Source organism: Georgenia sp. M64, assembly GCF_038049925.1.
Lineage (GTDB): Bacteria > Actinomycetota > Actinomycetes > Actinomycetales > Actinomycetaceae > Georgenia.
The window spans coordinates 2,638,527-2,651,518 of the sequence record NZ_CP145809.1 but is presented as its reverse complement, the minus strand read 5'-3'; the positions used below and the strand labels follow the sequence as shown (position 1 = coordinate 2,651,518).

General features: G+C 69.8%; 11 protein-coding genes. 9 read left to right on the top strand and 2 right to left on the bottom strand.

The features are described from left to right. Positions 1-4: 4 nt before the first annotated feature. Positions 5-613 (bottom strand): GNAT family N-acetyltransferase, encoded by a 609-nt coding sequence (locus AAEM63_RS11885; protein WP_341358487.1) that lies wholly within the window; start codon positions 611-613, stop codon positions 5-7. A gap of 269 nt (positions 614-882) precedes the next feature. On the opposite strand from AAEM63_RS11885, the gene AAEM63_RS11880 reads away from it, so the two are divergent. From AAEM63_RS11880 to AAEM63_RS11865, 4 genes are all read left to right on the top strand, one after another. Beyond that, complete coding sequence (locus AAEM63_RS11880) at positions 883-1,449, top strand: hemerythrin domain-containing protein (protein ID WP_341358486.1); 567 nt, start codon at positions 883-885, stop codon at positions 1,447-1,449. 190 nt (positions 1,450-1,639) lie between these two features. After that, positions 1,640-2,308, top strand: coding sequence for a hypothetical protein (locus AAEM63_RS11875; protein ID WP_341358485.1), 669 nt, complete (start codon positions 1,640-1,642; stop codon positions 2,306-2,308). A gap of 61 nt (positions 2,309-2,369) precedes the next feature. Continuing rightward, the gene (locus AAEM63_RS11870; RefSeq protein WP_341358484.1) at positions 2,370-2,903 is read left to right on the top strand and encodes a flavodoxin domain-containing protein; all 534 of its coding nucleotides are present in this window, start codon (positions 2,370-2,372) and stop codon (positions 2,901-2,903) included. A gap of 25 nt (positions 2,904-2,928) precedes the next feature. Then, entirely contained in the window at positions 2,929-4,050 is a 1,122-nt protein-coding gene (locus tag AAEM63_RS11865) for an acyltransferase family protein (RefSeq protein ID WP_341358483.1), read from the top strand. A gap of 87 nt (positions 4,051-4,137) precedes the next feature. On the opposite strand, the gene AAEM63_RS11860 is transcribed toward AAEM63_RS11865, so the two are convergent. Next, entirely contained in the window at positions 4,138-6,084 is a 1,947-nt protein-coding gene (locus AAEM63_RS11860) for a DUF222 domain-containing protein (RefSeq protein ID WP_341358482.1), read from the bottom strand. 211 nt (positions 6,085-6,295) lie between these two features. Between AAEM63_RS11860 and AAEM63_RS11855 the strand changes: the two genes are divergently transcribed. From AAEM63_RS11855 to AAEM63_RS11835, 5 genes are all read left to right on the top strand, one after another. Then, positions 6,296-7,381 carry a DEAD/DEAH box helicase family protein gene (locus AAEM63_RS11855; protein WP_341358481.1) on the top strand — a complete coding sequence of 362 codons (1,086 nt, stop codon included), beginning with the start codon at positions 6,296-6,298 and terminating at the stop codon, positions 7,379-7,381. Between the two features lie 101 nt (positions 7,382-7,482). Then, a complete protein-coding gene (locus AAEM63_RS11850) occupies positions 7,483-8,886 on the top strand; it encodes an IS1380 family transposase (protein ID WP_123916759.1) in 1,404 nt (467 codons plus the stop codon). A 193-nt stretch (positions 8,887-9,079) separates the two neighbouring features. Next, on the top strand, positions 9,080-10,729 hold the full coding sequence (locus AAEM63_RS11845) for a hypothetical protein (protein ID WP_341358480.1): 1,650 nt from the start codon (positions 9,080-9,082) through the stop codon (positions 10,727-10,729). A 10-nt stretch (positions 10,730-10,739) separates the two neighbouring features. Further along, positions 10,740-12,260 (top strand): DNA methyltransferase, encoded by a 1,521-nt coding sequence (locus AAEM63_RS11840; RefSeq protein ID WP_341358479.1) that lies wholly within the window; start codon positions 10,740-10,742, stop codon positions 12,258-12,260. A 43-nt stretch (positions 12,261-12,303) separates the two neighbouring features. Then, positions 12,304-12,957, top strand: a complete 654-nt coding sequence (locus AAEM63_RS11835) for a hypothetical protein (RefSeq protein ID WP_341358478.1) — start codon at positions 12,304-12,306, stop codon at positions 12,955-12,957. Positions 12,958-12,992 lie beyond the last annotated feature (35 nt).

Here is a 12,992-nt window from a genome sequence, read left to right as displayed (position 1 = left end):
TCGTTCAGCTGTTCGGCGCGGTCGTGTCCGCGCTGCTGCCGAGGCTGAGCCGCATGAGCACCCGGGGGAAGCCGCCGGAGACGGCGTCGGTGTCGGCGGCCTTGACGAAGCCCGCCCCCTCGAAGAGGCTCCTCGTGCCGACGTACGCCATGGTCAGGTCGACCTTTCGACCCTGGTTGTCCACCGGGTAGCCCTCGATCGCGGGGCCTCCCTCGGCCCGCGCGTACGTCACCGCACCGTCGACCAGCGCGTGCGCGATGCCTCGGCCCCGGTGGCCGGGCCGGACCCGGATGCACCACAGGGACCACACGGGCAGGTCGTCGACGTGCGGGATCTTCCGGGAGCGGGCGAAGGGCAGCTCCGCCCGCGGGGCCACGGCCGCCCAGCCGACGACCTCGCCGGCGTCGTACGCCAGCACGCCCGGGGCGACCGGGCGGGCGCACAGGTCGCGCACGTACTCCCCGCGCGCGGGGCCGACCAGCTTGCGGTTGGTCCTGGAGTCGACCCGGTGGCTCAGGCACCAGCACACGTTGGACCCGGGGTTCCTCGGCCCGAGCATGGTCGCCACGTCGTCGAACCGTTCGAGCGTGGCCGGCCTCACGTCGATGCCCACGCAGCCACGGTAGCCCGCCGGCGCCGATGCCCGGTCCCGGTGCAGCAGTGTGCCCGTGCCCGTGCCCGTGCCCGTGCCCGTGCCCGTGCCCGTGCCCGTGCCGGTGCCCGTGCCGGTGCAGGTGCCGGTGCAGGTGCCGGTGCAGGTGCCGGTGCCGGTGCCGGCGCCGGTGGCGCGGTACCCGTGCCGAACCGGTCCGCCGCCGCTCCGGTTGCCGTCCGCCGCCGGGGCGGCAGGATGAGCCTCCCCACGTACTGAAAGGACGCCCCATGCCGGACATCGTCGAGGTCATCAAGGGACAGCACCGCGAGGTCGAGAAGCTCCTCGCCAAGGCTCAGGAGGGCGGCGCCGAGGCCGCTGCCGCGCTCCAGCAGGTGAGCGACCTCCTCATGCCGCACTCCGAGGCCGAGGAGTCCTTCGTGTACCCGGCGATCCGGGAACGGCAGGGCGAGGAGGCCGACCAGGTCCACGACAGCGTCGAGGAGCACAAGCACATCGAGGGCATGCTGGCCGAGCTCGTCGCGGGGGACCCGGACGAGGCCGGCTGGGACGGCAAGCTGGCCGCGATGGTCGGTGAGCTGGAGCACCACGTCGAGGAGGAGGAGCAGGACCTCCTGCCGGTCCTCGAGAAGGAGTTCAGCGCCGCCGAGCGCGAGGAGATGGGCGCCCGGTTCGTCCGCGAGACCGGCGCCGCCGTCCCGGCCGGCGGGTCCGGCTCGACGGGCGGGTCTGACGAGCCCACCAAGGACGAGCTCTACGAGAAGGCCAAGGAGCAGGACGTCCCCGGGCGCTCGACCATGACGAAGGACGAGCTCAAGGACGCCGTGGAGGACTGAGTGTCGGGACACCCGACGACGACGCGACGGCGCCGGCCGGCCCACGTGGTCCGGCCGGCGCCGTCATGCGTGCCGGGCCGGCGTCCTCCTCTACGGCGGGCCCCGGGGACCTCCGACCCTGGGACCGCGTGCCACGCCGTGCGCACCATGGAGGTTGGGGCGCGGGTGAACCGGCGCCCTGGAGGTGGCGATGGTCCGCACGACGGCGGAACCGCCGGCCCGGCCGGCCGTCCGGGCGCCGACCCGGCTGGGTCGCTGGGTGCTCCTGTGCGCCGGGGCGGAAGCGGTCGGCATGGCCGCCGCCGCCGGTGCGGCTCGCGCTGCCACCGCGCTGGCTCCTGACCGGACGGCACTGGCCTGGGGCCTCGTCGTCGCGGCCGGCCTCGTCGAGGGGACCGCCCTCGGTCTCGCGCAGAGCGCAGCCCTGCGTCCCGATGCGCCGGGCCTGCGCCGTCGGCACTGGGTCCTGATGACTGTCGCCGTCGCCGGGCTCGGCTGGGCGGCCGTCTCCGCCCCCGCTGTCCTCGGTGGCGACGACGGCGCCGGTGCCGGCCCGTCGGCGCTGCTGGTCGCATCCGGCGCAGCCGGGCTCGGCCTCCTCATGGGCGCCGTGCTCGGCGCCGCACAGGCGGGTGCGTTGCGCGGCACGGTCGCCCGCCCGTGGCGCTGGGTCGCGGTGAGTGCGACCGCCTGGACACCGGCGATGGTGGTCATCTTCGCCGGGGCGACGGCGGCGCCCGCCACGTGGTCCGACCTCGCCGTCGTCGCGCTCGGAGCGGGTACCGGTGCACTCGCCGGCGCCGTGCTCGGGGCGGTCAGCGGAGTCCTCGTCCCCGTGCTCGGCCGGGTGGCCGACTGAACGACCGGTTCGCGGACCGGTCGACCGACCGGTCCGGAGAGAGGCAAGGAGGTGGCCCGTCATGGAGATGACGGTGGTCTACGAGACGGTGTACGGAACGACCCGTGAGGTCGCCGAGGCGATCGCCGACGGCGCCCGTGGAGCCGGTGCGAGCGTGACGGTGCGGGAGGTCGCCGAGGAGCTCGCCGAGCGTGAGCCGGACCTGCTCGTCGTCGGTGGCCCCACGCACGTCCGTGGGATGAGCACGGCCTGGTCCCGGGGCAAGGCGGCCGAGGACGCGCCCGACGGCGGCGGTGGCGACGCGCCCGACGGCGGCGGTGGTGACGACACGGACCAGGCGACGTCGCAGGGGGTCAGGGACTGGCTCGCACATCTGGGAACCACCGGTGGCAAGGCGGCCACCTTCGACACGCACCTGGGCAACCCGCTCGCGGGCGGCGCTGCCCGTCCGATCGCGCGGGCGCTGCGCCGGCACGGTCGTGACGTCATCGCGCGTGAGGGGTTCGTCCTGGACGGCGGCAAGGGCCCGCTGCGGGCGGGTGAGCTCGACCGAGCCCGTGCGTGGGGAGCCGAGCTCGCGGGACTCGTCGCCTGAGCCTCGACGAGGCGGCGGTGGCGCCATGACCGTGAGCGAGCTGCCCGTGGCGCCGGCCGACACGCGCGCTGCGTGGGTCGACCGGCTCCGCGTCGTCGTCATCGCCGGCGTCGTCGTGGTGCACGTCGGGACCGCGTACCTCGTGCCGATCGGCTGGTACTACGAGGAGAGGGTCGACTCGGACCTGCTCGAGCGCGTGCTCTTCCTGCTCGTCGCGCCTCTGGCGAACTTCGGGCTCGGACCGCTGTTCGTCGTCGGCGGGATGATGGCGGTGCGTTCGTTCGCGCGTCGCGGTCCGGCGTCCTTCGTCCGCGGAAGGCTCCTGCGGCTCGGCGTCCCGGTGCTCGTGGTCTTCCTCCTGATCGACCCGGTCGCCGACTTCTGGGGGGCCGGCGCCGAAGGTGGTGATCGCCCCCTTGCTGCGTTCCTGTCCGACTTCCGTGGGGATCGCGACATCGGCGTGTTCTGGTTCGTGCTCGCCCTGCTGGCCTTCAACCTCGGCTACGCGGCATGGCGGGCCCGGCGCTCGCCGCCGCCCGCGACCGGTGGGGAGCTCGGTCTGGGTGTCCTCGGCGCGCTTGCGCTCGCGATCGTCGCCGTCGATGCGGTCGTCTGGCTGCGCTGGGACTACCTCACTGAACACCTGTGGAACCTGCGCTGGGCGCAGTGGCCGCAGTCCGGGGCGCTCTTCGTGCTCGGCGTGGTCCTCGCCGAGCGGCGCCTGGTCGTGGCGCACGCCCTGGCGCGGGGCTGTGGGCTGGTCGCGGCGGGCGGCACCGTCGCCTTCCTCGGTGCCCTGGTGCTCGGCACGGAGGTGAGCGGCGACGGTGCGGACCTGACGCTCGCTGGGAACGTTGCCGTGGCGCCCATCTCGGCGGTGGTGGCGCTCGCCTTCTCCGTGTGGGTGCTCGACCTCTTCCGGCGGCACGACCGTCCTGTGGGTCCTGTCGCGGCACTCGCGGCCCGCGCGTCGTACGCCGCCTACCTCGTCCACCCACTCGTCCTCGTCGCGATCTCCGCAGCGGCTCGACCGCTGCCCTGGTCGCCGGCGGCGAAGTTCGTCCTGGTCGCGGTCGCGGCGGTCCCGACGGTGTTCGTGGTCGGTCATCTCGTCGCCCGGCTGCCCGGTGTGCGCCGAGTCCTGTGATCGGGGTCCCGGCGCACAACGAGCTCGGATCACGAACGAGAGAGAGGCCACTGCTTCGGTGACTGCGACGTCGCGCACCGGCCACCGCTAGTAGGGCGGTGTGGAGGTCGGTCTGGTGGGGTCGTGCTGGGGGTCGGTGCGCGGCTGTCGGGGGAGGTGCGGGTTGAGGTAGGTGACGCTGCCGTCGTGCTCGCGACGGTAGGTGTGGCCGGTGAGGGCGGAGGTCCACTCGAAGACGCCGTTGGTGATCTGTCGGACGGCGAAGTGGCCGCAGGTCTTGAGGTCGTGGTCGCCGTCGCAGGCGGAGCCGAGGTTGGTCAGAGCGGTCGTGCCGCCTTGGGACCAGGCGAGGGAGTGGTCGAGCTCGCAGCGCGTGGCGGGGGTGTTGCAGGCGGGGCGGATACAGGTGCGGTCTCGGGCGCGGACTAGGTCCGCGAGGTCCTTCGGGGGTCGGTAGCGGGTGCGGCCGTGGTCCAGGACGGCACCGGTGAGGGGGTCGGTGACCAGGCGTCGCCAGGTTCCCCCGAGGGCGAGGGCGCGGGCGGTGACAGGGTCGATGGGGCCGTAGCCGTCCAGGACGGCGGGCTCGCCACCACCGAGGAGGGTGGTCAGGGGAACGGTGACGAGGATCGTGACCGGGGCGGGGCTGAGCCTGATGGCCGTCAACGGCACCGGGCCGGGCGGGGGGCCGGTTGTTGGAGCTGAGGACGACGTTGTGGGCGACGCGTTGGCTGCGTGCCCGGGCGCGGGACCGGACGCGGTAGTCAGCGGGTGTGCCGTCCCGGCCACCTGCTCGGATGCCGGGGCGGTGAAGTGGATCTGGCCGGTGCTGAGGGCGTTGACGGCGATGGTGGCGAGGGTGTCGGCGCGAAGCTGGTCGAGGGTGCGGGTGTCGCCGGTGGCCTTGGCGTGCCGGGCGGCGTTGTCGAGGGTGAGGTCGATGGCGATGGCGTCCTCGGCGGGCAGGACGGCGTAGAGGGAGGCCATGCCGTCCGGGAGCGCCTTGGGGTGGCAGACGCGACGGGCGGTGCGCGCGCGGCGGTGGCGGTCCTCGGCGTGGTGGTGGTCCGCGGCGATGAGGGCGTGGGTCAGGTCACGGCGCAGCTGGGCGAGGGTGCGGCCCTGGGCGCCGGGAAGCACGGCATCCTCGATGTCCCAGGCGATCTGGTGGGGGATGTGGTGCAGGGCGTCGGCGATGATCTGTGCCTTGACCGGGTCGATCGCGCCGTGTTCGAGGCTGGCGCCGGTGGCGGTCAGGGGGCCGGTGAGCAGGGCACCGGTGGTGATCATGCGGGTGGCGGCCTGCTTGGTGGTGGTCAGGCGCATCGAGATCTCGGTGGCGGCGACGGTGACGGGGTCGACGGAGGGACCGGGGGAGTGACGGGCGTGCTCGGCGGCGGCGTCGGCCAGGGCGGCGGCCACCTCGCCTCGGCGGGCGGTGGACCAGGAGATCACGCGGTTCCAGTTGGCGATGAGCTCGATGAGGACGGCGGGGTCCTGTCCCTGGGCAGGGACGGGGTCCAGGGCGGTGGCGAGTGGGGCGCCGTGCAGGCCCGCGGCCCGTGCGAGAACTGCGGCGGCGGCGGTGATCTCCTCCTGCGTCGGCATCCCCGGGTCCTCGGCCTCCGTCTCCGGGTCGGGCTCGGCGCCGGCCTGGCTCTCGGTGTCGTCGGTGGTGCCGGGCCCAGGACCGGTCTGGCTCTCGGTGTCGTCGGTGGTGCCGGGCCCAGGACCGGTCTGGCTCTCGGTGTCGTCGGTGGTGCCGGGCTCGATGCCGGTGTCGAGCCCGGTGTCGGTGTCGCTGTCGGGCTCTCTGAACGCGACGGCCAGCTCGACGGGCTCGGCGTAGACCGCGTCCACGAGCCTGAGCCGCCTCGGGCCAGCAGTGGGGACGGACGCCGGCGTCGTGCCCGCCGCACTAGCGTTGGCGATCGCGACGTCGCGGACCTCGGCGAGGTAGGCCTCGACGGTGCTGTCCCAGCCCCGGGCCCTCACCGCCGCGAGGTCGATCTTGCGACCACGTCTCGAACTCATGCCTCGAACGTAGGTGCGACCACTGACATCGCCCTCGAACCAGGCGAAGCACCAGGTCAAGGTGTCGGTGCACCTTGTCAATGGTCGTCGTCGTCGACCTGGGACGCCCGACAAGCCAGGGGGTGGGTTACTCGAGCCTCCGCGAAAAAGCGGCTCAGCGCGGCCCTAAGGTGAGCACATCGTCCGATAGCGCTCTGAAGGGCCCCCGCTGGTGAAGTACGAGCTGTTCCCGTACCAGGAGATCGCGCAGTCAGAAGTGGGTCGCGCCCTGCTCAAGATCGCCCGCGACCACGGCGAGGACCCCACCGACAACGGTGCCGTCGTGCTCGCCGCCCCTACCGGTGCGGGGAAGACCGTCATCGCCACCGCGGTCATCGAGGCCGCCCTTGATGGAGATGAGAGCACCCCGGGGATCGACACCGCCACGTTCCTGTGGGTCACCGACGACCCGTCACTGAACCGGCAGACCTTGAACAAGATGATGGCTGCATCATCCGCGCTGAAGCTGAATCGGCTCATCCCGATCGAGAACGACTTCGACGAGGAGGTCTTCGCCCCGGGAAAGGTCTACTTCCTCAACATCCAGAAGCTCAGTTCGGCCGCGAACCTGTCGAAGAGCCGCGTGGACGGCCGGACCTACTCGCTGTGGGACACGATCAGCAACACCATCGCCCTGCGCCCCCACGGGTTCGTCGTCGTGGTGGACGAGGCGCACCGCGGCATGGGTACCCGCAACGGCACCCGGGACACGATCGTCTCCCAGATCATCGGCGGCGGTGAGACCGGGCGTCCGGCGGTACCCGCGGTGTGGGGCATCTCCGCGACACCGAAGAAGTTCCGCGACTCCATGACGGACCTGAACCGGCGCCCGTACAGCCACACGATCTCCATCGAGGACGTGCGCTCCTCCGGTCTGCTCAAGGACCAGATCATCCTCGGCCACACTAAGGGCGTCGAAGCCGCCGAGTCGACCCTCGTCGTGCACGCGGTACGGAAAGTGCGCGAGTACGAGGCGAAGTGGAACGACTACACCGAGGCCAACGGTGAGCCGACCGTCGACCCGATCCTGGTCATCCAGGTTGACGACATGCCCACGTCCAAGGAGCTCGGCGACCTCGTCTCCGTGGTGCTTAGCGAGTGGCCCGGGGTCGGCGTGGAGAACATCGTTCACACCTTCGCTTCCCACGCGCCAGAGGACGCCGGCGGCCACGCCATCGCGTACTGCCCGCCCGAGGACATCCAGGACCGTCACGACGTGCGCGTCGTCCTGGCTAAGCCTCGATCCACCGAGGGCTGACTGTTACGGGTAGGCGCGGGAACGCGAGAATGCCCCTCTGAGCTGGGAAGATACGACTTGTCGAAGGTCCGTATCGCCAGTTCAAGAAGGGCATCTCGTAGATGCAACTTTCTCACACCCGTCCGGTCGTGTCCGCGACGTTCGATGAGCCCAACCTCGTGTCGGCCGCCGGCCTGGTCCCGGTGATGGCCCTGGCCCGTCGGGCGGGACTGCGGGAGTTGGCCGACGAGCGGCTGAGCGTGCCCACGGACAAGGGCGCCAACGCCGGCCTGAAGCTGTCCTCGCTGGTCGCGGGCATGGCCGCCGGCGCGGACAGCATCGACGACATGGCCCTGCTGCGCCACGGCGGCATGGGCAAGGTCTTCTCCGGTGCCTACGCCCCCTCGACGCTGGGCTCGTTCCTGCGCTCGTTCACCTTCGGCCACGTCCGCCAGGTCGACGCGGTCGCCTCACGGTTCTTCCTCGCCCTGGCCGAGCACACCACCCTGCTCGGCGGCGCGGCGGACGCGGGGATGGTGATGGTCGACATCGACGACACCATCGTTGAGGTCCACGGCTACGCCAAGCAGGGGGCGGCGTTCGGGTACTCCGGCGTGCGAGGGCTCAACGCCCTGCTTGCCACCGTCTCCACCGATCAGGTCGCACCGGTGATCGCCGCCCAGCGGCTCCGCAAAGGGTCGGTGGGTTCCCCGCGCGGGGCGGCCCGGCTGGCGACCGACACCTTGGCGCTGATCCGCCGCAGCCGGCTGGCCGGCCGTGGTGTGCTGGTGCGGGCCGACTCGGCGTTCTACTCCCACACTCTGGTCACCGCGGCGCTCAAGGCCGGCGCGCAGGTCTCGATCACCGCGCGGATGGACCCGGCCGTCAAACGCGCCATCGCCACGATCGACGCCGATGCGTGGACCGCGATCCGGTACACCGATGCCATCTACGACGAGACCACCGGGGTATGGAACTCACGCGCCGAGGTCGCTGAGGTCCCGTTCACCGCGTTCTCCTCGAAGAAGAAGGCCGAGCAGGTCCCCGGCCGGCTCGTGGTCCGGCGCATCCCCGACCTGAACCCCAAGCAGGGTCAGGGCCAGGAGACGCTGTTCGAGACCTGGCGCTTCCACGCCTTCTTCACCACCACGGCACCCGAGGCGCTCGGCGCGGTCGCCGCTGACCAGACCCACCGGGCCCACGCGATCATCGAGAACGTCCACGCCGACCTCAAGGCCTCCGCCCTGGCACACCTGCCCTCCGGTGTCTTCGCCGCCAACGCCGCCTGGCTCGTCTGTGCCGTCATGGCGTTCAACCTCACCCGCGCCGCCGCCACGGTGACCAGGGCACCGTCGCTGGTCCGGGCAACGACCGAGACGATCCGCCGCAAGCTGATCAACGTCCCCGCCCGGATCGCGACCTCCGCCCGGCGGCTACGGCTGCACCTGCCCACCGCCTGGCCCTGGCAGAGCGCCTGGACAACGCTCTACGACGCCGTCCTCCCGCGCAGCGCCCGGGTCACCTGAACCCCGACCCATCGCCCCACGACCGAGGACCATCAGTGGAAAAGCCGGGCAGACCGGCAACCACCCCACGCCCGAGAACCACCACCGCCGTCCCGACCGCATCAACGAGCGAGCCGCGGACCATCGGTGGATCGAGGCTAAGACGGCCATCACCACCGGGTGGGACTGCCCGCGCGCCGAGGTACTCGTCTCTATGCGCGTCGCGAAGGACGCCGACCTGATCACACAGATCATGGGCCGGATGGTCCGCACCCCGCTGGCCCGGCGGATCCTTACCGACGAGACCCTCAACTCCGTCCACTGCATCCTGCCGAAGTTCGACGCCGCCGCGGTGGACGCCATCGCGGCCCGGTTCGAGGAAGGCGACGCCGACAACCTCACCGGTGGCACCCGGATCATCAAGGACCCGATCACCTACAAGCACAACCCGTTCCTCACCGCGAACCCTGCCCCGGCCACCCCACCCTCGCCCGCACCCGCCACGGACGGTGGTGGGCCCAGCGACGCGGACCTGGAGGCCTGGTACGGCGGCGACCCGGAACCGGCCGCCGATGACACCGCCGCATCGGGCCAGATGTCCACGTCCGTTTCCTCCGGCACCGCAGTGGCCCCCGCCAGCACGGATACCCCTGCACCGTCCCCAGCCCTTGGTGGCGGCGCCGACGGCGCCGACCTGTTCAACCAGGGCGAGACGCAAACCCTGACCACTGACGCACCCCAGGACGTCTTCGGCGTCATTCGGTCCCTGCCGTCCTACACCATCCCGCGCCGCACACTGCGCGGCCCAGTGGCCCGCCTGTACGCCCTCGCCACCCTGCTCGCCGGCGAGCACGACGGCCACCAGCTCTTGCCCTACGCACCCACGCAGGCCACCAACGAGCTGCTGTCCGTTATCAGCACCCGCAAGGAGAACCTCCAGGCTGCGGGGGAGTGGGACAAGATGCTCGAGCAGGCCGGGCAGACGCACCTGTTCGAACGCAACGTCGCGTTTGGGACGAAGACCGAGAAGGTCAACGAGACCGACACCAAGATCGCCCTCGACACCCGCGGCATCAAGATGTTGATGGACCGGGCCCGCAGCACCCTCCCGCAGGGCCTGGCGAACGCGTACGTCAATAAGGTCGCACCGAACGACGATGACGTCATCGACGCGATGCTCGAGACCATCGCCCTCGCCTCGGACGCCGAGATCGTCAAAGAGATCAACGTCCGCGCGAATCACCTCATTGAGCAGTGGTTCCTCAAGTTCGACTCTGCCATCACCCGCCTGTCTCCTATGGACCAGGAGCGGTTCGACCGGATCAAGCGTGAGTCCGACCGCCCGCTGCGGACCTCGGTCACCATCCCTGACCAGCGCGATGAACAGGCCGAGGGCGACCCGTACGACAAGCACCTGATCTCCGACGAGAACGGCAAGTTCCGCGTCTCCCTGCAGAAATGGGAGAAGCACATCCTGGAGACAGAGCTCGCCCACGGCGCCGTGGCCTGGTACCGCAACCCCAACAGCGGCCGGCATGCCCTGCAGATCCCGTACACCACCTCATCCGGCATCAAGGGCATGGTGCCCGACTTCGTCTTCATCCACGAGGTCGGAGGCAGCCTCGTCCCGTCCCTGATCGACCCGCACGGCACCCACCTCGCGGATGCCGTCGACAAGCTCAAGGGCCTGGCGAAGTACACCGCGCAGCACGGCGACACCTACCAGCGGGTGCAGTCCATCGCCCTCGTCGACGGGAAGTACCTGATGCTCAACCACAAGAACCCCGAGGTGCGCGACTCCATCTTGGCCTTCCCGGGCACCGCCTCCGCCGAACTGTTCCGCCAGCACGGCACCGAGTACTGAAAGCTGCCCGATGGCCCACATTGATAACCTGATCGACTCCATCAAGGACGAGTCCCTGCGCGCCGCCCTACGCGCCGAGTACCGCAAGGTCACGAAGGGCCGGCAGTTCGGTCTCGTCTTCGATCCGCACAAGCCCGAGTCCGTGCTGCTGCCGAAGTTCAAGGTCCGCCGCGGCGACAAGGTCCGAATCCTTGGAGAAGGCACCACCGACTGCACCGCTGTTAACGACTCCGGTGTCTGGATCGTCATGCAGATCAACGCCCAGACCGGCATGGCCGCCTTGCAGGACAGCGACGGGCGTACAGACATCGTCGAGCGTGACCGCCTGGTCGTTACCCGCGAGTTCGGGGACCCCATCTACCCAGGCCTGCGGAGCGTCGCTCGGGTCCAGAACGGCCCCACGGACCAGCCCTGGCACTCCATTATCAACGCCGAGAACTATCACGCCCTCGAGGCCCTGCTCTACCCGTACGAGGGCAAGGTTGACGCCATCTACATCGACCCGCCCTACAACACCGGTGCGAAGGACTGGAAGTACAACAACGACTACGTCGACAATGCCGACGAGTACCGCCACTCCAAGTGGCTGTCCTTTATGGAGCGCCGACTCAAGCTCACCAAGCGCCTGCTCAACCACAGCGACTCCGTTCTCATCGTCACCATCGACGAGAAGGAGTATCTGCGCCTGGGCCTCCTGCTGGAGCAGGTGTTCCCCGAGGCTCGGATCCAGATGATCAGCAGCGTCATTAACCCAAAGGGCGCGACACGATCTGCTGCCTTCGGGCGAACTGATGAATACGTCTACTTCGTGATGTTTGGCCGGGCAGCACCACGCGCACTCCCGTTGACGAGCGAGTGGAAGGTCGTACGTGACCTGCGTGCCGAGAAGCTCCGCTGGGCGGAATTGCTGCGCTCTGGAACTAATGCCAGGAGAGAGGACCGCCCCGCACTGTTCTACCCGGTCTTCGTGCGCAACACGGAAGATGGTCCGGTCTTCGATTCGGTGGGTGAAAGTTTCCTAGGCGCTGACCGGGACGACGTAATTCCGCCTGAAGGCTGTGTCGCAGTGTGGCCCATTCGCTCAGATGGGAGTGAGGGCAACTGGCAGATAAGCCCAGGTGCGCTTGTGGATCTCATCGAGCAGGGGTACGTGAAGATGGGCAACTGGCGCGGGGAGCGCACCACCATCGCCTACCTCAAGCGGGGGGAGCAGCGGAAGGTCGAGCAGGGACTCTTCCCGGTCCTGGGGAAACGGGCAGATGGCTCCATCATCGTTGATTCCTCTGGCTATACCCCCGTCTTCATTCCAGGAACCCAGTGGAGGATTGCCTCCCATGAGGCCGGCGGTCCTGGGGGGGACCAGCCTCCTGCGTCATCTGATACCTGGCCGACGGTTCCCCTTCCCCAAGTCGCTGTACGCAGTCGAGGACGCCCTCCGATTTTTCGTGAAGGACAAGCCAGATGCATTGATTCTCGACTTTTTCGGCGGCTCGGCAACGACCGCACACGCTGTCATGAGGCTGAACCATGAGGACGGTGGCACGCGGCGCGCGATCGTGGTCACCAACAACGAAGTGAGCGCTGACGAGGCCAGGGAACTGCGGAAGCAGGGCATTAACCCCGGTGACGTGGAGTGGGAGGCCCAGGGCATTGCCGAGTCAATCGCCTGGCCGCGCGTGAGAGCTGCGGTAACTGGATTGACCCCGAACGGTGACCCGATTGAGGGCGACTACAAGTTCACCGACGAGTTCCCGATGGCGGAGGGGTTCGAGGAGAACGTGGAGTTCTTCGAGCTCACCTACGAGGATCCAGCTCTGGTATCCCTCGGGCGCCGCTTTCACGCGATCGCACCCCTCCTTTGGCTCAAGGCCGGCGCTAGGGGCATCCGGATAGACGAGATCGACACTGAGCGCGGGTGGTCGCTTCCCGATGGCGCGGCGTACGGGGTGCTGTTCGACATCACCCAATGGGCGGGTTTCGTAGAAGCGGTGCAGGCCCGGGAGGACGCTGGCCGCCCCCTGTCGCACGCTTTCGTTGTCTCGGACTCGGTGACGGGATACCAGCAAGTGGTGTCGCGGCTGTCCTCGTCGCTCGACACAACCCGGTTGTACGCCGACTACCTCAGGACGTTCGAGATCAACACAACGAACGACGACGAGGTGGCGCTTGTGCCGGCGGAGAAAGGGAGCCCGGCCGGCTCCCGCCCCGCAGCCCAAAAGAGCCTATAGAGGCCGCCGCGGCATGCGAACGAGGCATCGAGCGA